Here is a 21,288-nt window from a genome sequence, read left to right as displayed (position 1 = left end):
GGAGCAGGACTTCCTTATTCTACTGTTACAGACTTGGCAAGATTACGTGGTTTATCCACATCAAGTCCACGGTGGAGGGTTGCAAAGTAAGCGACCAATTGAGTTGGCACGACCATTGAGATTGGTGAGAGGTAAGGGTGTACGGTCGTAAGGACGATGTCATCTGTATCTTTGGCAACATTCTCTTCTGCGATGGTGAGTACCTTAGCGCCACGCGCTGCTACTTCCTGGATATTTCCACGGGTGTGGTTGGCAAGGACTGGATCTGACAAGAGGGCCAAAACAGGTGTTCCTTCTTCAATCAAGGCAATTGTTCCGTGTTTGAGTTCCCCTGCCGCAAAGCCTTCACATTGAATGTAAGAAATCTCTTTGAGTTTGAGACTGGCTTCCATAGCTACATAGTAATCTTGACCACGTCCGATGTAAAAGGCATTGCGTGTTGTTTCAAGAAGCTCACGAACCTTGCTATCAATCAATTCTTTTTCTGAAAGGGTTGACTCGATAGACTGAGCCACGATAGACAACTCATGAACTAGATCAAAGGCTTGCGCTTTAGCATTGCCATTTGCTTCTCCGACTGCTTTTGCAAGGAAGGCAAGGGCTGCGATTTGGGCAGTATAAGCCTTAGTTGATGCTACGGCAATTTCAGGACCTGCATGAAGCAACATGGTATGGTTGGCTTCACGTGACAGAGTTGAACCAGGCACGTTTGTCACTGTCAAGCTTGGAATCCCCATTTCATTGGCCTTAACCAAAACCTGACGGCTATCAGCTGTTTCACCAGATTGACTGATAAAGATGAAGAGTGGTTTCTGGCTGAGAAGTGGCATCCCATAGCCCCACTCAGAAGAGATTGCAAGTTCAACTGGCGTATCTGTCAATTCTTCCAACATCTTCTTAGAAGCAAACCCTGCGTGGTAAGAAGTTCCAGCTGCAAGGATGTAGATACGGTCTGCCTCTTGAACAGCCTTGATGATAGCTGGGTCTACCACTACTTGACCAGCCTCATCTGTGTAAGCTTGGATCAACTTACGCATAACTGTCGGTTGCTCATCAATTTCCTTGAGCATGTAGTAAGGGTAAGTTCCCTTACCGATATCAGACAAGTCAAGCTCAGCTGTATAGCTGGCACGCTCACGACTGTTGCCATCATAGTCCTGAACTTCGACACTATCAGCCTTAACGATTACCAACTCTTGGTCATGAATTTCCATGTATTGGTTGGTTTCACGAATCATAGCCATAGCATCAGAGCAGACCATGTTGTAGCCATCTCCAAGACCAATCAAAAGTGGTGATTTATTCTTGGCTACATAGATGACATCTGGATTTTCAGAGTCAATCAAGGCAAAGGCATAAGAACCACGAATGATGTGAAGGGCTTTTTTGAAGGCTTCGAGAACTGATAAGCCGTCTTCTTCGGCAAATTTCCCAATCAAATGTACGGCGATTTCCGTATCTGTTTGTCCCTTGAAGTGGTGTCCCGCAAGGTATTCTTCCTTGATTTCAAGGTAGTTTTCAATCACCCCGTTGTGGACCAAGACAAAACGTCCAGTCTCAGATCGGTGTGGGTGAGCGTTGTCTTCCGTTGGTTTTCCGTGAGTAGCCCAACGAGTATGTCCGATACCAGTTGTTCCCTCAACACCTGCAGTTTTAGCAGACAATTCTGCAATACGACCAACAGCCTTGACTAGATGGTTTTCAGCGCCACCTAGAACAAAAATCCCCGCAGAATCATAACCACGGTATTCGAGCTTTTCAAGCCCTTGAATCAAAATATCAGTTGCATTTGTGTTTCCAACAACACCAACAATTCCACACATAGTATATACGACACAGACAAGCTGTGCTTTCCCCTTATCGAAATTGGTATAGTCTGATTTTCTGTTTTTAGAATCAGTGAAAACAGTATATACTTGTTTCTTTTACTTGTCAAGAATAAAAATTGGTATAGTTCAATCGCTTTTAAACCACAAACAAAAAACCATTCAAGAAATAGCTCTTGAATGGTTGGATACAACATTATTGTTACAATAAAATATATGTACGCCTAGAATCTTTACTGATGATTTTGCCTGAGTCCCAGATAGACATAGGTTCGAGTACGTGGACAATCTTTTTCCATCCTCACCCTAAAATAAAATCGATGTTCCCTGCCATCCTTGGCATTTTCCTTATTCAAGACAAAGTAGTCCTTTTGATTGATAGCCATGGTTCGCAGAATGTCGTCAATCAGAAAAGTCAGGGGTACATTCATGGCAGAGTATTTTTGAAAATCTTCCTCAAAACGAATATAGTCGTCCGAAAAATAATCCATCTGCAATTTGTTTTCATAGAGCTCTTTTCTAGTCATAGACTTCCTCCTGACAAAGTTGGATTGTGAGAATGTCATCTACCCTTATTAATCGATAGCCTTCATCAGTTCTAAGAGAGATTTCTTGAGGAGATAATTCTCTTACTTCACCCAATATGGTGCTTTTATGATTTTTCTCCTTGACTACAAAAGAGCCTTTTAGTCGCCCAACGTAGAGCTGGGAAAGTAGCAACAACTTCTCGACTGAATTCAAATCTGTCGACAAGTCGACACGATTTTTTTCTGCACTGAGTGAACTGGTATGCTCCGATAGAAAAAAGCCCATCCACTTCTGCATGCCTGGATCTTGATAGTCCCTCGCGGATTGGAAGGGCAAATAAGAGCGATCAATCATTTTAGTCCATCTAATCCTCCAGCAGAGTGCCCTCCGATCAGCTTACTTCTGGCAATACTTCTCGACGCCTCCTCTAAAGCAGTCGCCTTCAAGAGAGAAGTAAAGCCGAATTGTTCTCGAATGGAATCAATGGCAGTCTGGAGCCTTTCTTCTTTTTCTAGCTTGTCAACCTCATCAAAAAGGGAAATCAACGCAAAGGATTCGTCCACAAATCCTGAATAACTAACGGCAACACTCCTGACAGCCCCAGAAGTATATTTGCTATGAAATAGTTTCAACACATAGCTGACCAAAAGACTGGTATTATTGGTCGGCTCAACCTTCATCTGGGTATGGATGGAGCGTTTTTGTTCCTGCTTTGAAAATCCAAGATGGATAGACACCACTGTTGTCTTCTTTCTGGCACGTCGAAGTCTGATAGCCACCTGCTCAGCCATCTCTCGAAGGATAATTTCGATGTCTCGCTGCTTGACATAATCTCTCGGTAAAATTTGCGAATTCCCCAAGCCGTGAGATTTGGCTTTATAGGTCTTGTGAACATTACTCTCATCAATTCCATTGGCATGGAACCACAAGCGAAGTCCAGCTTGGCCGAGTTCCTTCTTCAGGTCATCAGGATTGCTATTGGCTAATTCCTTAATCGAATAGATTTCCAAGCTATTCAAGCGCTTCTCCATCTGATGCCCAATCCCCCAGAAGTCGATCATCTTAGAAATGTTCCAGACCTTCTCTTCCACATCCTGATAAGACCAATTGGCTCGCATGGTCGGTGTGTGTTTGGCTTCATTATCCAAGGCCAACTTAGCAAGCAAAGGATTGGCATTGGACATACCGACTGTCGAGTAAATTCCAGTTTGCCGCCAGATATCACGCTGGATACGAGCCGAAAGCATGTCCAGCTTGTCTTTACGAGAAATCTGCTGGTCCGGAACAAAATAATTGAGCGAACTGGTTAGGTCAATAAATCCTTCATCAATTGAATAAGGATAAATATCATCTGGACTGCCATAGTTCTGAAAAATTCGCTGGATTTCCATATTGACTGCGATATACTTATCCATCCGAGGAGGGACAATGACGGTCACCCGAGCCCAGTCTTCGATAAATTTCACATAGTCTGGGTCTGTCCGTAAGCCTTGTTTTTTTGCATTGTAGTAGGAAAATTTGCGCGTCTTGATATCGAAGGGGAGGTCATAGGCACGGCCTACATTTGCTTTCCCAAAGACCTTTTTGAACATAGGCGAGGAGGCAAGAATAAGCCCAACAGAATTATCCGCCCGACTCATGACACAAAGGGAGGTTTTAAGGGGATGGAGTCCTCTTTCCACACACTCAACACTGGCATAAAAGGACTTCATATCGACAAAGGCAATATCACTTTGGGGCTCTCTGGAATAATCAAAGTAGCCCATAGACTATCCCTCCATCGGTACAAAATTACCTACGATAATTCCCACAATCCGCGGATCTTCTTCGTAAGAAATGAAAATATCCTTGTATTTAGGATTGATGGAGACCAAACGCAAACCATCCTCTTCTCGATAGACCCGTTTGATATAGGTCTGGTTATTGCAAACCACTGCATAGACAGCGCCATCATAATCAAATCCTGTCTCACGAATCAAAGCCACGGAACCATTTTGATATTTGGGCTCCATAGAATCCCCTGATACCCAGGAAGCAAAATCATGAGCCATTTCTTCATTGAAATAAACCGTATCAAAGTTTCGATCATCATAAACCGAAGCACCGATACCAGCCGACATGCGTTCATAAACATGATACTCGAAAAGTTTTTCTGGCATACCCGTCACCTTCTTGGCTTGTTCTTCTTGAGCCAGATCGCGAGCATAGACCACCACCTTCTCTTTCCCTTGATTGGAAAGGCTATTATAGAGACGGACAATTTCGATTTGGGTGAAATAACCTTTTGGCACTTTTAAAATCTCTTCTAGCTGTCTAACCTTTTCTTCGGAAGGTTCCTTGACTCCACGCTCCCAAGCCGAATAAGCCTGAAAACTAATCCCAAGCTTCTCTGCAATCTCTTTCTGTGTTAGCTTTAACTCTTTTCTCCGAGTCTTAAGTTTTTCTGGTTGGTACATGTTTTACCTCCTAGCGTGATGTTTTCATTGAAGGTTGACTCTATTTAAAAAATTCAACTATTTTGGTTTAGTTTTATTATATAAAAAAAGTAGACGGATGTCTAGTGGAAAAATCTAATGTTAAAGCATGCTTGCTTCATCTTCATAACATGATCATGACTTACAAATAAAGAAGAAAACCATCTCAAATTTGATGAGATGGTTGGAATATTTAATCTACTTTATAAAAAACTTGTTCCGAACTCGTTGGAGCAGCTTGACCAGCAATCAGCCTATTTTTACTTGGATCAGAATCAACCCACTTCATAGTAGTCCCAGCAGGATAAATAATCATACCAAATCCTGTATTACCAGTTCTAACACTAAAGTTAATACTTCCATCATTACCTATACTCGATTTTTCAATGTTTCCACTGTTTACTAATCCATTTTTATCGAATGTAAATTCTTGGCCCAAACCATTTCTCCATGTTCCAACTAGAGTAGAGAAATCACCATTTAGAATGGCTTGCGCATCTATTTTTTGTGATTTAGAGTGCGCTTGCTCTTCTTGTGTCGAAAGTTTTTCCTCTGTAGTCGTCACACTATCTTGAGAAGTTGTTAAAGCAGTGGTTGTCGTTATACTTGTTGTACTAGTCGTTGTCGTACTAGTAGTAGAAACCTGTTCTGTTGTAGTATTCACTGCTTCTGCATCTTGCTTCTTATGATTAAAGAAGAACAAAGAACTTATCAGTACTATAGCAATTACGCAACTTAACAGAATCAAAATCCAATTGATACCTTTTCCTATTTTCATTTATAACTCCTTAATATTATTCGTATTTAATTATATCATACTGAACTTATACTAGGAAGAATTTGTATAAGATAAAGACTATTGGGGTGAATTTTGTATTTTTGAAACAAAAAAGACATCCAAGAGAAAATTCTTGAATGTCTGTAAATGTTGATAGTATCGTATTGATTAACGTTTTGAGGCAACTGACTTTGTCATGTTGCAGCCACATTTGTAAGCGACTAAAGTCGCAACAACTGTGTCAATTGCACCAATTTAGTAAAAAGTACAAAAAAAGAACACCCCGAAAGGTGCTCTTTGTAAGTATAGTCATTCTTTCGAAGAACGTTTACTAAATTGTGATGCTTTACGAACTTTTTTCAAGCCTGGTTTGAAAAGTCTGGCTTTTAGGACAACTCAAAATCACTCGATAGCAAGCGTCAGAAGAGTTTCTTCTGATTTTAATTTCAAGAAATAGGAATAGATGTATCTAAAATAGGGAAATTTCCTAATTCAGAACTTTCAACCCTATCTTCCTCCTTCTTATCCTAATAAAGTTTGTAATATTGGAATAACAACGATAAATAGAACCGTACTTAGAGTCACCACATTCGTCGAAAATTCCACATCTCCTTTTCCTTGATTCGCAAGAATTGGGAGAACGGCTAGAGCTGGCGTAGCAGACTGAATCATAAAGGTCTTAAATTCAGCCGTTACCATATTTGGGGCAAAGAACTTCAATACAAGAAGCATGATTAGGGGAGCTAAAATAAAGCGTCCAACCAAAGTGACAATTGTATCTTTATCAAAACGAATCGTATTCAAGCCTGCCTTTGCAAGAACAATACCGATATAGACAAGAGATAGTGGCGTTGTTAAACTACCAATATAAGTCAAGGTGCTTTCCGCAAAACTTGGAACAGGAAGACGGAGCACTAAAAACACGAGGGCTACGAGAAATCCCAATAAAGGTGCTGGGAAGAGCTTCTTCCAATTAAATTTTTGAGCTTGCTTTGAAGCCCCTTCTTTGCTATCCGAGGTCATTAGATAGACACCTAATGTCCAAGTAGAGACCGTATTTGTAATATAATACACCAAGAAGTAGGGAAGGGCTTGATCTCCAAACAGAGCTATGTTTAAAGGTAAACCAATAAAAATGGTATTGGCATTCACGAAGGTATTAATCATGGTTCCTCGACGGCCCGGGCGCACTCCAAAAAGTTTCACCGCTATAAATGCCATTAGGTAACCGAGAATGAAGGCGATAAACGTATACAACAGACCGCCAGACAAGCTAATTAATTTATCTAACGTTAAATATTTAAGAACAGAGGTAAAAATTGCCACTGGCATGGCCACATTCATAATGAGTTTAGATAAATCATTTCCAAAACTCTCTTGAAACCAACCACGGACTTGTAAGAAGTAACCTAGAATGATGATGACGATAATAGGTACAATACTCTGAATTGAAGTTAAAAAGATTTCCATAGTCTCCCTTTCTATATGTCATAGCGTATAGTTGAAGGTGTACGAAGCATCCAGTCGCACTCGTACACCCCATTTCCATTTACTTATTTATAGGTTGGATACCATTTCAAATCACGAACTGCTTTGGCCATATCTGTTTCCTTGGCACGCGCAAGACCTTGTTCTTGCGCTTTTTTAGCGACTGCTTCTGCTACTTTAATAGAAACATCTGCTACATACTTGAATGGCGGCAAGACAGGAGCTCCCGGTTGACCTGGATTGACAATACCACTCAACGAATGAGCCGCTGCTCCAATCATTTCATCTGTCAAAAGACTTGCTTCAGAAGCTAGCATACCTAGACCAAGACCTGGGTAAATCAAGGCATTATTGGCTTGACCAATCACATAGTCTACACCTTTATAAGAAACCGTATCAGCAGGAATTCCTGTTGCGACAAAAGCCTTACCATCTGACCATTCAATCAAATCTTTGGCACTTGCTTCTGCTAGCTTGGTTGGATTTGATAATGGGAAAATCATTGGACGTTCTGTGTTTTCACACATAGCTTCTACAATTTCTTTGGTGAAGGTATTTGGTTGAGTTGAAGTTCCTACTAAAATAGTTGGTTTAACAGTTTTAACGACTTCTAATAGATCTGTTAATTTATCAGCATTAGGAAAATCCGACCGTTTCTTCGCAAACGGTTTTTGCTGTGGTGTCAAGTCATCCATATCATCAAAGAGAAGACCTTGTTTATCCACCATAAAGAAACGTTTATAAGCTTCTTCTTCGGAAAGACCTTCACTCACCATTTCACGAAGAACACGAGAGGCAATTCCTGCACCCGCAGTACCACCACCATAGCAGAGATAAACTTGATCGGTTAATTTTTCACCACTAATATCCAGTGAACCAAAGATACCACCCAAGGTAACGATTCCTGTACCTTGGATATCATCATTAAAGGTAGGAATTTGTTTCCGATATTTCTCAAGAATATTGGCAGCATTAGAACGTCCGAAATCTTCCCAGTGAAGGTAGAGTTTAGGAAAGAGACGTTCTGCTGTTTGAACAAATTGGTCAATGAAGTCGTAGTAACGATCTCCGCGGACCCGTTCGTGACGATTTCCTAAGTAATTAGGATTGTTACGAAGTTCTTCACGGTTAGTCCCGGCATCAATGACTAAAGGAAGGACCATCGAAGGATCGATTCCAGCAGCACCCGTATAGACCATCAATTTCCCAACAGAAATATCAACACCATTTGTTCCCCAGTCTCCAATTCCAAGGATTCCTTCTGCATCTGTTACAACAATGAGTCGAATCTCGCGATCTCCGGCAGCATTTTTCAAAGTGGCTTCAATATTTTCAGGATGATTAATATCGAGATATCCCGCATATTGTGGATCTACAAAGAGGTCACTATAGCCTTCTATGGTATCTGCAATGGTTGGGTCATATACAATTGGATTGAATTCTTCTAAATGTTGAGAAAAGAGGTAATAGAAAAGAGTCCTGTTGGTATTAAAAATTTCCATTAGGAAAAGACGTTTTTCCAGATCATTGACCTTTGTTTGCATTTGTGCATAAGTTTGCGCTGCTTGTTCTTCAATCGTTTGAACATAAGGTGGCAATAAACCAATAAGGCCTAGTTCCTTTCGCTCCTCTAAGGTAAAGGCAGTTCCCTTATTAAGGAAAGGATTGTTTAAAATATCATGTGCAGTCATAGTGCAACCTCCTTTTTACTTATATTATACCACTTAAAACGAATTATTCATGAAACTTTGTTGTTTATAAAATACAATCGGATACGCATATGTTATAATGAGTCCACGAGAACAATTTCTAAATAAGCTCTTTTATACTTAAAACATTATTATTGATGACACTTTAAGTTGTTTTATAAATTTCTGAACTTATCAAACTCTCGATAATTACTCTTTCCTAAAAGTTTCGACTATAGCAAAATAATCATAGAAATTGGCAATCCTAATCAAAATAAGCATCCTCTAGGTTTGCTATATAATACTTTGTATTTTTTAAGGTGTTTTTTTGTCATACAAAACTTGTATTCTATTTATATGACAACTAAAAACTATTTACAACAATATATTTCCCAAAAAGTGAAGTATTTTAGAACACAAAACAAAATGAGCCAGGAAGAACTTTCGGAACAAGCGGGACTTGGGCTTAAATATATCAACCAACTCGAAAATCAAAATGTGAATCTGACCATTCACAGTCTTGAAAAAGTAATTGACGCCCTAGAGATGACCCCAGAGGAATTTTTCAATTTTGATAGCCTTGAATCAACCTCTGATAAGACTGACAATCTTTCACTCAAAAGAATCAACATGAAGATTAAACAGCTTCCTATTGATAAACGAGAAAAGATGTTGGTCATTTTTGAAAATATCTTAGATAATCTTTGAGATTCCTGACTCACTTACATTTTAACCAGCGAATACTCGTATAGTCAACTTGTAGGATACGGATAAAATTTTTTTATCTGGTGATTTCCACTTATTTTTCTCCAATTAATGAAAGTGAGCCCATATGAATTTAAAAGATCTACAATATTTTTATGACCTCTGCCAGCTTCAATCCTATACGGAAGTAGCAAAACAACATAAAGTCAGCCAACCATCTATTTCTTATGCTATCAAGCGCTTAGAGGATTCCTTTAACTGCAAATTGATTCACCACGATCCCTCGCATCGTTCCTTCAAACTAACTCCTCAAGGGCAAATCCTTCTGAAGCATACTGAACTGATTTTATCTGAGGTTATTTCTACTCACAAAGAAATTAATCGCTCCTTGGCACAATACTCTACTGTAGGATTTCCTCCTATTATCGTTCAGTATCTCTTTGCTGCCTTAAACGAAACAGATAAATTCGATCTTTTAAAAAAGGTGCGCCCTATCCGCGGTGGCTCCGTGGAGTTATTAAACCTTCTCCTCAATGGAGACCTTGATGCAAGCCTACTCGGCTTGATTGAACCACTCAATCATCCTTCAATAGAGACACATAAACTCTTTCATAAAGAACTGTATGTCGTTTTATCTAAGAACCATCCTCTTGCTACTGCTTCTTCCCTCGCTTTTGAAAATTTAGTAGATCAATCCTTTATTCTTTTAGACGAACACTTTGTTCACCTGAAAGCTTTTGAACTACTTAATCAAAAGCATCAAAACAAGGCAGAAGTATTCTTTAAGAGTGACGACATTGTCATTATTAAAGAACTTTTAAAGAAAGGGATTGGCGTTAGTTTACTAGCTGATATCGCACTTTCTGATGAAGATGATGATTTAATAAAAATCCCTCTGATACCGGAGGACCAGATTACATTTACAGTTTATTACGCTTATCTTAAATCAGCTACACTGTCATCAGAAATAGAGGCTTTATTTAATCTCATTAAATCATATGAATAGAAAAAAACTCTAACTATCAACTGCCTGATAGCTAGAGTTTTTTTACATTATAAGTATTAGAGTAAAGTACGAAGAAATAGGATATTATCGACGAATCTTTTCATTTACCTAATACCCTTCAACCAGATTCTTAATTATCAATCTCAAGGTATCAAAAAAGCATCCCGTATATTCGATACGAAATGCTTTCAATAACTGTAAATAAGTTTTAACGTTTACTAAATTGTGATGCTTTACGAGCTTTTTTCAAGCCTGGTTTGGAAAGTATGAATTTCAGTTGGACTAAAAACAGCGTAATATCAAGACTTTTCTCCGCTTTTATAAAAGCGTTTTTCCAATCAAATTCAACTAATTTTATCTAAATGGTGTGGATTTTACCCCCAAAATTACAGAGAATGGAGCTGATAAACACTAAACGTTCACACCATTAGTTAAATGATTTTTTTCATCATTTTTCTTAGATGATAGAACTTCTAATTTATTTCTTATTCAAGCAAAAACAACCTGCTATAAGTAAGAAAGAGGAAGATACAAGAAAAACACGGCGTAAAAACCGATTCAGTTCATTGTCCTCAATCCTTGTCTGCTTCATTTTCTTTTACGAGATCGTTTTGTGAATCTTTTTCAGAGAGTTTTTGATCAATATACTTGTCAATGTTTTCATAAAATTCCTTGGTCGCTTCACTATCTAATGTTGGCGAGTTCTGAACTTGATTCACTTTCAATTGAACAGATTGAATACCGTAAGAGGCTTGTTTTTGGTGGAGTGTTTCTAATTCTTCTTCTGAAATCGGATCTCCAACAACCGTCAAGACCAATTCATTGTTACTTGACTTGTAGACTTGATTAATAACCGTATAATTGGCGAACTCTTTTCCTACAAACTGTTTGATCCCTTCTTTGCGCGCTTGTTCTATTGTCAGAGTAACTGCCGAATAGCTAGCTGGAAGAATCAACAATACAATCAAAGAAATCAAGCCAATTCTCATTTTAATGCTCAGCTCTTTAAATGAAGTTAAAGGAGATTTTCTCATCAAAATTCTTGTTCCAACAATGTTGGCTAGCATGATAAAGACACAGTTGATCAAGAAAAGATAGAGAGCCCCCAATAAAAATCGTACATTCCCATTAGCTAAACCATAGCCAGCAGTACAGATAGGCGGCATCAAAGCTGTAGCAATGGCTACTCCTGGCACGATATTGTTTGCTTCTTTTTTCCTTGAACCGATCACACCAGCAATCCCACCAGCAATAGCAATGAGGACATCCCAAATGGTTGGAGAGGTTCGTGCAATCAACTCGCTACTTGCATAAGACAAGGGAGAAATCCAGAAATACAGAGTCGAGACAAGCAAACTGACCAACACTTGAGTCAATAAAACCTCTAGAGATTGCTTGATTAAACGCGTATCAAAAATAGCTAAACCGAATCCCAGTCCAACAATCGGTGTCATGAGAGGTGAAATCAACATGGCTCCTATAATGACAGCTGTTGAATTCATATTTAGTCCGATAGAGGCAATAAAAATTGCACACATCAAAATCGCTGTATCTCTCAATCGAACATGAAGGTCATCGTATAATTTCTCACGGTATTCCCGTGTTGAATAATTGGCAGTCATTTGTCCTCTCCTCTTTCCTTATTTAAATTGGTATAATAATTAAAAATAACAGCTGATAAACAGCCAAAAAATATGAGCCCATAAATCGTCAAGAAGACACTGGTAATCCTTCCAATCAAGGTCACAGCTAGGAGATCCCCGTAGCCGACAGTCGTCGAAGTCACAAAAGCATACCAAAGACCGTCTCCGTAATTTGTGATAGCAGGTTCAACTAGGAAAAGCACGCCTCCTGACCCAAAAACAAAGGTCACAAAACTCAGAGCAAACCGAGTAAAACCCGTAACCTGCATAATATGCCATAACATTTTTAAACGTTTCATTTGTTCTCCTTATTCATACTAGCTCCTGACCGAGCCGTTTTTTTCCAATAATCAAAGTGAAGATAGGACATGATCTCCATCAGAGAAAGATAGACAAACTGATAGATCTGATTTAAGCTGATTATCAACTGATATTGTTTGAAAAATGACTGGAAGAAAGACCAGATATGACTGTCTTGAATCAGTCCCTTCTTAATATCAGACAGGATATTAGCTAAAGCTCCCAAGGACTGAAACGGTAAATCCTTGACATTTATATAGATCCGGTCCACCACATCATTCAGACTGGTATCTTGGATGGCATGAAATTCTCCAAAGAGAACTCCTGCCGCTCCAAGAGTAGAAACAAATTCCACCAAATAATTTCTGAGGAAATTTTCTCAACCTTTTCCCATAATGTGTTTAGTGCCATCCATAACGATCCCAACCAGAAAAAGGAAAGAAAACAAGCAAAGAAATTTTGCCGTAAATCCCAAAAAGCTTCAAGACTTGGTGTTGTTGGTTTTTCTAACTCTAAAACCAAGATGGTCATAATAATTGCTAGAACAGCATCTGTCAATACAATTAATCTGTCTTTCTTCATCGGATTGCATCCCCTTTCTTTTTTGTAACATTCTATCTTATCGCATAATATTGGATATTCTTTCATAATCCGACTACAAACAAAAATAAACCAAAAAGTATGTCCCTATTATACTATATTTAACTCTAGAAGTATTCATCCATCTAATTAATAAATATATCATATTTCACAATAAGTGAATACTATCAAAGATTCATCCCCTTTCACTTCATCATGTAGTGTTGCTTAGATTTATCAAAAACAACCAAATTTGTATTAATTTCAAGTATCACCTAGTTACAAAAATTTGGGGTGAACAGAAAAAGCATCCCGTATTTTTGATACGAAATGCTTTCAATAAGTTTAAATAAGTTTTAACGTTTACTAAATTGTGATGCTTTACGAGCTTTTTTCAAGCCTGGTTTCTTACGCTCAACTTTACGTGAGTCACGTGTAAGAAGTCCTGCGCGTTTCAATGAATCGCGGAAGTCTGGGTCTACTTGAAGAAGGGCACGAGCGATACCGTGACGGATAGCTCCTGCTTGACCAGCGTAACCACCACCTACAACGTTAACGAAAACGTCGTATGAACCTACAGTTGAAGTAACTGCGAATGGTTGGTTGATTACAAGACGAAGGTCAGCGTGTGGGATGTACTCTTCAACATCTTTTTTGTTAACAGTGATTTTACCAGTTCCTGGAACAAGGCGAACGCGTGCAACAGCGTTTTTACGACGTCCAGTACCTGCATATTGTGCTTGTGACATACTTTATTGTTCCTTTCCTTAGATAAGTCCTGAAATATCAAGAACTTCTGGTTGTTGTGCAGCGTGAGTGTGCTCAGCTCCAACGAATACTTTCAATTTCATACCTTGAGCGCGGCCAAGAGTATTGTGTGGAAGCATACCTTTAACTGATTTCTCGATCAAACGAACTGCATTTTTAGAACGAAGTTCACCAGCAGAGATTTGTTTCAATCCGCCTGGGTGGTTTGAGTGAGTGTAGTAGATCTTATCAGATGCTTTTTTACCAGTCAATTTAACTTTTTCAGCATTGATAACGATTACGAAGTCACCTGTATCAGTGTGTGGTGTGAATGTTGGTTTGTTTTTTCCGCGAAGTACGCTAGCAACAACTGCTGAAAGGCGTCCAAGAGGTACATCAGTTGCGTCAACAACGTACCATTTGCGTTCTACTTGGCCTGGTTTAGCCATGAATGTAGTTTTGTTCATGATTTCTCCTATATGAATGTCGTTTTTGTTTACAGGGCGGATGTTCCGGTCCGCGGGGTATTTGAAAGGTTCCGGGGCCTTACAAATGGGGTAAACAATACCGCCTACTATTGTATCAAAATTCTCAGATAAAAGTCAAGCGGTTGGGAAAATATTTTTTCATTTTTGCCAGATTCGTAGTCTTCTTTCACCCTTCTCCTCAAGCATTGTCTGAAAAGCCTTAGAGACTAAGTAAATGGCACAAGTCAAGAACAACGTAACAACTAGATAATTGATCAAATGACCGTGGTTTCCAACCAATGGTGGTTTTGTCAAAAATCCATAATCTCCACCCGTCATTAGATTAACCACAAATATCACAGCATTAAGGGAAGTTGTGATGACTAGGATTCGTTTGAAATCTAATAAACTGGCATCGTAGTCCTTCAAAAGATAAATCAAGGAATTTCCAAAGAGGGCTAAATGTCCGAAAATAAAGGACAGAATAGCGATGTGGGGGAAGGGATAGGGATCTGGCACTGGATAAACAAAGGCTGCCAATGTCCCAAAGGTTCCAAGCACAGCAAAGTACTGTTTGACTCTAGAGACTCCCGGGGTCAAAAGCACTACAAACATTGCTAAACGGCAATGATAAAAGGGCAGACTTTCTGTCAGAGGCATCTGGTTAACCAAATACCAACCGTAGAGAAGGATTAACTGGGTCGCCTGTAAAATCTGGAAAAATCGTTGACAAACTTTTTTATCACCATAACGATAGGCAAGAAATACAGTCAATGCCAATAAAGTAAATAGACTTCCATACCAAAGAAGATCAAATTGGGGTGGCTCCGTCGGCTGCGTGCTAAATAAAGCATCCCAAACATTCATGTAACTTTCCTCATTTTCATATAAGCAGGCCTCTTACTTATCTCTATAGAGCCTATCTTACATTTATTTCTTATATTTTTGTGTTCCAAAGTAGCTATCGGCCTTAAGATAAAGCAAAGCTTCTAATCAATATATTGTTCCCGCTCACCCTGATAAACCTGCCAAAGAATATCCATTTGTTCCTTAGTTATTCTTTTTTCAGATAAGGGAGGGAGAGCCGAAATGTCAAAAAATCCTAATTCAGCAACTTCTTGATTTTCTTGAAATTGTCCATCTAATAACTGACAGTCAAAGACGAACTTTGCATACTGCTTGTTCTGAAGTTGAAAGCGGTTGGTATCAAAAACTGCCAATAAAGAGCCTACTTCTGCCGAAAATCCTGTTTCTTCCTGAACTTCTTTTCGGATATTTTCCTTGGGAGAATATCCTACCTCACCAAAGCCACCAGGTAATGCCCAAGTATCCTCTCCTTGTCCTCTAACCAAACAAATCTTCTGGTCTTGAACAATCCATGCCCGCACATCCATCAAGGGAGTTGCATAGCTACCTGTTGGTTTTAAAATTGCAGTCAATTCCTCTTGATCGAGCTCTGTTTGATCCTGCAAGATACTTGATAAAATCTGCCGTAAATCCTCATAACGTTCACGGTCAAAAGGATCCTTGGTATAGGTCAGTCCAGTGTCAGTGATAGCCAACATTCTCTGAATAGCTTTAGCGAAATCAGTTGCACTCATTTTCTAAACTTTCTACTAGCTTGGCTAGATTCATAGAGTTCGAACCTTTAAGCAAAATCTGGTCATGTGCACCAAGACTTTCCTTGACCTGCTTAACCATAGCTTCAAACTGGTCTTCCTCAGCTGTTTTCTTGAAGTAGTAAACATGACCAATTGGGAACATTTGACTAGCTAACTGAGCCAAGTCAGCAATGTCTTCACCGTAGAAAATAACAGTATCAAGGACATCTGGTGAAATGCTCAAAATCATCTGATTATGGAGTTGAACAGACTGGTCTCCAAGTTCTTTCATATCTGCCAGAACTGCGAGTTTCTTGCCACCTTCATTGGCTGGAATGGCAGAGAAAGTTTCTAAAATCAACTTCATAGCTGTTGGGTTAGCATTGTAGACATCTGATAGGATATCCGCACCGTTGGCCGCTTTTTTCCACTCGGTACGATTGCGGGTCAATTCTAGGTTTTGGAAGGCTTGACCAATCTGCTCCTCAGTCACTCCTTCTTGCAAAGCAACATAAGAGGCAATCATGGCATTGGTCGCATTGTACTTACCTGTTACTGGCAAGTCGAGAGCCTGCTCCAAGAAATTAGCCTTGAAGGTTAAACTATCCTTACGCTCAATCAATTCTGTAATTTCGAGTTCTGCACCTGGGCCAAAACGAACCACTTTTTGGTCAGCAGGTAGATAATCCTCAACAATGGGATCAACCGGTGCTAACAGTAAGGCCCCCTTCTCCATACCATCAGCGATTTGCAATTTCCCTTTGGCAATCTCTGAACGGTCCTTGAAGAAGGCCAAATGAGCTTCTCCTACCAAGGTCACAATAGCTGTCTTTGGATGAGCTAGTTCAGATAAGAGATGGATGTCTCCTAGGTGATCCTGTCCCATTTCCAAGACTAACTTCTCAGTATCATCTGGCATATGAAGAACCGTGTAGGGAAGGCCAATCTCGTTATTGTAGTTTCCTTGCGTTTTGTAGGTTTTGTAACTTGTAGAAAGCAAATGAGCCAACATATCCTTGGTAGTAGTCTTCCCATTTGAACCTGTAACAGCAAAGACATCGACACCTGTCTTTTGAAGGTAATAGGCCGCAAGTGCTTGAAAGGCTGTCAAGACATCATCTACTAAAATGTAAGGATGACCTTCTACTTCCTTTTCTGACAGGGTTACAACAGCGCCATTTTCAAAAGCTGTCTCTATAAAGTCATGACCATCACGCGCCCCCTTTAGTGGCACAAATAAATCTCCAGGCCCAATCAAACGACTATCAAACTCAGCCTTGACTAGCGGGCTATCCGCATATCCTGTCACATCATTTTTTGCATCGACGGCACGCGCAACTTCGTGAATCGTAAGTTTCATGTTTACTCCTTTAAAAAGGGGCAGGGAGTCTTGCCCCGCCCTTATAGCTGTCTTTACAATAGGTGTGCTTCACGCTTATTAAAGCTTTCCTTAGCAAGATCAACCAAACGCTCAATTAGTTCTGGGTAAGGAAGACCCATATTGTCCCAAAGCAAGGGATACATAGACCATTGGGTGAATCCTGGCATAGTGTTGAGCTCGTTTAGGAAAACTTCTCCCTTATCTGTGTAGAAGAAGTCACAACGTGATAGACCAAGTCCACCAATCGCACGGAAGGCAGTTTCTGCATTTTTACGCATGACTGCTACTACTTCATCACTAATCTTGGCTGGGATATCCATAGTAATCTTGTTATCGATGTATTTTGCTTCGTAGTCATAGAAAGCTACATCTTTGACAACTTCACCAGGAAGCGTGCTCTTGACATCGTAGTTTCCTAAGAGACCAACTTCGATTTCACGTGCATTAACTCCTTGTTCTACCAAGACACGGCTATCGTACTTGAAGGCAAGCTCGAGAGCTTGATGGAGTTCCTCTTTATTTTCAGACTTAGAAATACCGACACTAGAACCCATATTGGATGGTTTGGTAAAGACTGGGTAGGTTAATTTATCCTCAACTTCTGCAATCTTAGAAGTCAAGTCATCCCCTTCAACAATCGCTACGTAAGGGACTTGGGCAATCCCAGCAGATTCCAAGACACGCTTAGTTGTGATTTTATCCATGGCAAGGCTTGAAGATAGGATGTTACAACCGACATAAGGCATTTTCAAGACTTCTAAGAAACCTTGAACAGAACCATCTTCTCCCATAGGTCCATGAAGAACTGGAAAAACAACCGCTCCTTCTTCGTAGATAGCACTTGGAGCAATTTTCTTGTCCCAATCAATCGTTTCATTGGTCATGAGACGTTCATCTTGTCCAGGAGTTTGGGTAAATTCTTGGGTTTTGATGAAATCACCGGACTGGCTGATAAAGAAGGTTTTGACTGCGAAACGATCATAGTTGACCGCACGCATGACACTCTCAGCTGACAATACAGACACTTCACGTTCTGCACTGCGTCCACCATATAATAAAATAATTGTTTGTTTCATATGATTGTCCTGTTTCTACTAGAATACTTGCTCTTTAGTATATCACATTTGTCTCTTTTTTTAAACTTGAATAGCAAAAAAGAGACTGGATTAAAAATAAATCCAGTCTCTTGATTTCTTATATATCGTATCTACTAGTTAATTGCCTGTTCTATATCCTTACAGACTAAAGTTCGGTACGGTTTTCAATAGCTCTTAGGAGTGTTACTTCGTCAGCATATTCGATATCTGCTCCGACTGCTAGGCCTCGTGCCAGGCGAGTAACCTTGATCCCTGCGGGTTTAAGTAGTCGAGAGATATACATGGAAGTTGCTTCACCATCAGCAGTCGCATTGGTGGCCACGATGACCTCAGAAACTTCACTCTCCATGAGGCGAGTCATGAGACTTTTCAGATTGATATCATCGGGACTAATCCCATTCATAGGGGAAATCAAACCGTGTAAAACATGGTAAAGCCCGTGGTATTCCTGGATATTTTCCATGGCAGCGACATCGCGGCTATCCTCCAGAACCAGAATCGTAGACTGATCACGGCTAGAATCCGTACAGATAGAACATGGATCCTCGTCTGTCAAACGTCCACAAATAGAGCAATAAGTCAATTCTCGCTTGGCTGCAAGGAGATTTTTTGCAAATTCATTGACATCGTCATCCGGCATCCCAATGGTATAAAAGGCCAGTCGGGTCGCTGTCTTAATCCCGATACCTGGAAGTTTAGAATAACTGTCAATCAGCTTAGCTATAGGTGTTGGGTAAAGCATGGCTTCCTTTCTAGTTCATTGGATGGTGTTGGTTGTATAGATTGATAATGTCGCGAGCAATTGCTGGCCCAACATTTTTGGTTAAATTGGTATTATGAGGAAAGACTACTGCAACTGCAATTTGAGGATTTTCTGTTGGAGCATAGGCCACGGCATTGGTATTATTAGCTTCTTGACCACCAGCTACATAGCTTTCAGCTGTACCGGTCTTACCACTGATAGAAACAGTGGCGCCATCTAAAAACGCCCGTCCTGTCGTAAGGGGACTAGTTCCATGCGATACTTGGTAAAATCCTTGGTGCAAGATTGCCATATCTGATTCAGAAATATTGACCTTGTTGATTTCCTTGGTATCTATTGCTTGGATTAATTCCCCAAGGCCACCCTTATCATTGTTGTCGTATATTCCCTCGACAATATGTGGAGCTAGACGAACACCATTGTTAGCAATAGTTGCAACGTACTGGGCTAATTGCATCGGTGTGTAGTTATCAAACTGGCCAAAAGCATTAGTTAAATAATTAGCCAAGTCAAATTTTTGGGGGATAAATCCTGTCGATTCATCTGGCAAGTCAATACCTGTAGAAGCACCCAAACCATACTCACTAAAAGTCGCGCGTAGTTTTCCCATGGCAGACTCAAGTTGGTTGGTTTTGACTGTCATATTTGGTTGATAGGTCTGACCCATCATTCCTAGCGCAGTTTGAACCATGTAGGCATTAGATGAATATTCTAGAGCCTCAACGGCTGTAACCGGGAAGGAACCGTAATAAGGGGTATACCACGAATTGATAGGAGCAGAACCTTGGAAAACGATTGGTTGGTCTGTCAAGGTTTGGTTGCCTGACAAGACCCCATTTTCCCAACCGGAACTGATGGTTGCCGCCTTAACGACAGACCCTGGTACAAAAACATTGGTCACTGTCCCTAGTGAGTCTGGTGTCAATTCACCAGTCTCCAGATTATGCTTCATCCCTGACATTGCCAATACAGCACCTGTCTTAGGATTAAGGGCTACTGCATAAACGCCTTCTGAGTATTTAGCACCACCATTTGCAAGTTCAGAATTGAAATAACTCTTCAAGAGGCTATCAACACTATCTTGGAAGGTCAAATCAATGGTTAATTTGATGTTTTTACCCTTGCTACCTTCTTCGATATTCTCTACGCTCTCCATATCTCCGTGCTTGTCCAAATGGATTTCCTTGATCGTCCGTTTACCTTGCAAGACTTCTTCGTATTGTTTTTCAAGGTAAGAAGTCCCGACACGGTCATTAAGCGAGTAACCTTTTTTCAAATACGCATCCACTTCTTCTGCTGGAAGTCCGGATTTTTCACTAGAAACAGTTCCAACAATAGATGAAAGTGAGGTTTCTAAAACCTTTCGATCCCATGAAGTAGAGATAGAAATACCTGGCAATTTCTTAGAAGCAGATGCAATCAGAGCTACCTGCGTATCCGTCAAAGGATCGGTTTGGATATTCCCCGTCGCAAAATTTTCTACTGAATTGAGTTGGCTAAAGAGGTAGATTGCCTTCTTTTCATCATCAGAATAGTTCAGCTGATTCGCTGCAATACTCTCAGCAGCATTATTATAGAGTTCAGATTCAGAAAGTTGATTGCCATCTGAATCATACCGTTTATCTTTTGGAAGAGCTTCGACTGTCTTCTTATAAACTTCGGTATCAGCCAAATAGTAGTCAGCCATTTGACGGTCAGTCAACTCTGGAGAAGTAACTGTTACGTAGTCCAACAATTTTTTAGAAATGTCTTTTAGATCAGCTGCAGTCATCTTGTTGCTTCGTGTGAAGGAAACAACTTGCTTAACGGTATTTTGAACCAAAGGCTTTCCTGCCGCGTCATAGATTTCTCCACGAGCAGAACCCATAGTTACACGAGTTTGACTAGCAGAAGCTAGTTTGTTTTCGTAAAAATCCTTATGAAGAACTTGCATATAAAGCAAACGACCAATAATTGCTAAAAAGAGCAAGATAACGATTGCAAATAACAAATTAAGCCGTGTCGGTATCGAGTGGCTATTGAATTTTCTCATACACATCAATCTCATTTCTAATCAAAATCACACTCTTCATTGTACCATAATTTAGGTAGAAAATTATGGAAAAAGAAAAGACTTTTCCTTTTTGGTCCAAAAAGTATTTTCTATGATATAATAGAGGTAAGCGCTATTTTATTTGTTAGATTTGTCAAAGTAATTTTGGCAAATAGCTATAAAAG

Annotated in this window: 22 protein-coding genes; 2 read left to right on the top strand and 20 right to left on the bottom strand. The window is 39.9% G+C overall.

What is annotated here, in order from left to right:
* Nucleotides 1–14 precede the first annotated feature (14 nt).
* The 8 genes from glmS to AC3E9F_RS04860 form a co-directional block, all read right to left on the bottom strand.
* Entirely contained in the window at nucleotides 15–1,823 is a 1,809-nt protein-coding gene (gene glmS, locus AC3E9F_RS04895) for a glutamine--fructose-6-phosphate transaminase (isomerizing) (RefSeq protein ID WP_263394405.1), read from the bottom strand.
* 236 nt (nucleotides 1,824–2,059) lie between these two features.
* Nucleotides 2,060–2,353, bottom strand: coding sequence for a DUF5960 family protein (locus tag AC3E9F_RS04890; protein ID WP_263394404.1), 294 nt, complete (start codon nucleotides 2,351–2,353; stop codon nucleotides 2,060–2,062).
* Complete coding sequence (locus AC3E9F_RS04885; protein WP_263394403.1) at nucleotides 2,346–2,708, bottom strand: hypothetical protein; 363 nt, start codon at nucleotides 2,706–2,708, stop codon at nucleotides 2,346–2,348. Before AC3E9F_RS04885 ends, AC3E9F_RS04890 begins: the two co-directional genes overlap by 8 nt.
* Nucleotides 2,705–4,120 carry a Y-family DNA polymerase gene (locus AC3E9F_RS04880; protein ID WP_263394402.1) on the bottom strand — a complete coding sequence of 472 codons (1,416 nt, stop codon included), beginning with the start codon at nucleotides 4,118–4,120 and terminating at the stop codon, nucleotides 2,705–2,707. Before AC3E9F_RS04880 ends, AC3E9F_RS04885 begins: the two co-directional genes overlap by 4 nt.
* A gap of 3 nt (nucleotides 4,121–4,123) precedes the next feature.
* Entirely contained in the window at nucleotides 4,124–4,810 is a 687-nt protein-coding gene (locus AC3E9F_RS04875) for a helix-turn-helix domain-containing protein (RefSeq protein WP_263394401.1), read from the bottom strand.
* Between the two features lie 211 nt (nucleotides 4,811–5,021).
* Nucleotides 5,022–5,606: a DUF6287 domain-containing protein gene (locus AC3E9F_RS04870; RefSeq protein ID WP_214262747.1), complete on the bottom strand. Its 585-nt coding sequence runs from the start codon at nucleotides 5,604–5,606 to the stop codon at nucleotides 5,022–5,024.
* A 522-nt stretch (nucleotides 5,607–6,128) separates the two neighbouring features.
* Nucleotides 6,129–7,076, bottom strand: a complete 948-nt coding sequence (locus AC3E9F_RS04865) for an AEC family transporter (RefSeq protein ID WP_263394400.1) — start codon at nucleotides 7,074–7,076, stop codon at nucleotides 6,129–6,131.
* 83 nt (nucleotides 7,077–7,159) lie between these two features.
* Nucleotides 7,160–8,785, bottom strand: coding sequence for a malolactic enzyme (locus AC3E9F_RS04860; protein ID WP_263394399.1), 1,626 nt, complete (start codon nucleotides 8,783–8,785; stop codon nucleotides 7,160–7,162).
* Between the two features lie 354 nt (nucleotides 8,786–9,139).
* On the opposite strand from AC3E9F_RS04860, the gene AC3E9F_RS04855 reads away from it, so the two are divergent.
* Both AC3E9F_RS04855 and AC3E9F_RS04850 read left to right on the top strand, forming a co-directional pair.
* Nucleotides 9,140–9,490 (top strand): helix-turn-helix domain-containing protein, encoded by a 351-nt coding sequence (locus tag AC3E9F_RS04855; protein WP_303942435.1) that lies wholly within the window; start codon nucleotides 9,140–9,142, stop codon nucleotides 9,488–9,490.
* A 124-nt stretch (nucleotides 9,491–9,614) separates the two neighbouring features.
* On the top strand, nucleotides 9,615–10,493 hold the full coding sequence (locus AC3E9F_RS04850) for a LysR family transcriptional regulator (RefSeq protein WP_303942433.1): 879 nt from the start codon (nucleotides 9,615–9,617) through the stop codon (nucleotides 10,491–10,493).
* Between the two features lie 572 nt (nucleotides 10,494–11,065).
* Here AC3E9F_RS04850 and AC3E9F_RS04845 read toward each other — a convergent pair.
* The 12 genes from AC3E9F_RS04845 to pbp2b all read right to left on the bottom strand — a co-directional run bounded on the left by AC3E9F_RS04845 (nucleotide 11,066) and on the right by pbp2b (nucleotide 21,103).
* Nucleotides 11,066–12,115, bottom strand: a complete 1,050-nt coding sequence (locus AC3E9F_RS04845) for a DUF389 domain-containing protein (RefSeq protein WP_000126416.1) — start codon at nucleotides 12,113–12,115, stop codon at nucleotides 11,066–11,068.
* Nucleotides 12,112–12,435 (bottom strand): potassium channel family protein, encoded by a 324-nt coding sequence (locus AC3E9F_RS04840; RefSeq protein ID WP_000825751.1) that lies wholly within the window; start codon nucleotides 12,433–12,435, stop codon nucleotides 12,112–12,114. Before AC3E9F_RS04840 ends, AC3E9F_RS04845 begins: the two co-directional genes overlap by 4 nt.
* Nucleotides 12,432–12,791, bottom strand: coding sequence for a hypothetical protein (locus AC3E9F_RS04835; protein ID WP_000397555.1), 360 nt, complete (start codon nucleotides 12,789–12,791; stop codon nucleotides 12,432–12,434). The genes AC3E9F_RS04840 and AC3E9F_RS04835 overlap by 4 nt, the downstream gene beginning before the upstream one ends.
* Nucleotides 12,716–13,018: a TMEM175 family protein gene (locus AC3E9F_RS04830; RefSeq protein WP_006151097.1), complete on the bottom strand. Its 303-nt coding sequence runs from the start codon at nucleotides 13,016–13,018 to the stop codon at nucleotides 12,716–12,718. The genes AC3E9F_RS04835 and AC3E9F_RS04830 overlap by 76 nt, the downstream gene beginning before the upstream one ends.
* 353 nt (nucleotides 13,019–13,371) lie before the next feature.
* A complete protein-coding gene (gene rpsI / locus AC3E9F_RS04825; protein WP_000075969.1) occupies nucleotides 13,372–13,764 on the bottom strand; it encodes a 30S ribosomal protein S9 in 393 nt (130 codons plus the stop codon).
* Nucleotides 13,765–13,782: 18 nt separating this feature from the next.
* On the bottom strand, nucleotides 13,783–14,229 hold the full coding sequence (gene rplM / locus AC3E9F_RS04820) for a 50S ribosomal protein L13 (RefSeq protein WP_061418105.1): 447 nt from the start codon (nucleotides 14,227–14,229) through the stop codon (nucleotides 13,783–13,785).
* 159 nt (nucleotides 14,230–14,388) lie between these two features.
* Nucleotides 14,389–15,096: a YwaF family protein gene (locus AC3E9F_RS04815; protein ID WP_263394396.1), complete on the bottom strand. Its 708-nt coding sequence runs from the start codon at nucleotides 15,094–15,096 to the stop codon at nucleotides 14,389–14,391.
* A gap of 122 nt (nucleotides 15,097–15,218) precedes the next feature.
* The gene (locus AC3E9F_RS04810) at nucleotides 15,219–15,830 is read right to left on the bottom strand and encodes an NUDIX hydrolase (protein WP_263394395.1); all 612 of its coding nucleotides are present in this window, start codon (nucleotides 15,828–15,830) and stop codon (nucleotides 15,219–15,221) included.
* Complete coding sequence (locus tag AC3E9F_RS04805; RefSeq protein ID WP_263394394.1) at nucleotides 15,817–17,190, bottom strand: UDP-N-acetylmuramoyl-tripeptide--D-alanyl-D-alanine ligase; 1,374 nt, start codon at nucleotides 17,188–17,190, stop codon at nucleotides 15,817–15,819. The genes AC3E9F_RS04810 and AC3E9F_RS04805 overlap by 14 nt, the downstream gene beginning before the upstream one ends.
* A gap of 53 nt (nucleotides 17,191–17,243) precedes the next feature.
* Nucleotides 17,244–18,287 (bottom strand): D-alanine--D-alanine ligase, encoded by a 1,044-nt coding sequence (locus AC3E9F_RS04800; protein WP_263394393.1) that lies wholly within the window; start codon nucleotides 18,285–18,287, stop codon nucleotides 17,244–17,246.
* A 166-nt stretch (nucleotides 18,288–18,453) separates the two neighbouring features.
* Nucleotides 18,454–19,050: a recombination mediator RecR gene (gene recR / locus AC3E9F_RS04795; protein ID WP_263394392.1), complete on the bottom strand. Its 597-nt coding sequence runs from the start codon at nucleotides 19,048–19,050 to the stop codon at nucleotides 18,454–18,456.
* 10 nt (nucleotides 19,051–19,060) lie between these two features.
* Nucleotides 19,061–21,103 (bottom strand): penicillin-binding protein PBP2B, encoded by a 2,043-nt coding sequence (pbp2b, locus tag AC3E9F_RS04790; RefSeq protein ID WP_317852504.1) that lies wholly within the window; start codon nucleotides 21,101–21,103, stop codon nucleotides 19,061–19,063.
* Between the last annotated feature and the right edge of the window lie 185 nt (nucleotides 21,104–21,288).

The sequence above is a fragment of the Streptococcus sp. SCPM-O-B-15277 (M60) genome (assembly GCF_058200335.1).
Note: the sequence above shows the minus strand (reverse complement) of the source record. Positions and strands in the feature narration are given on the sequence as shown.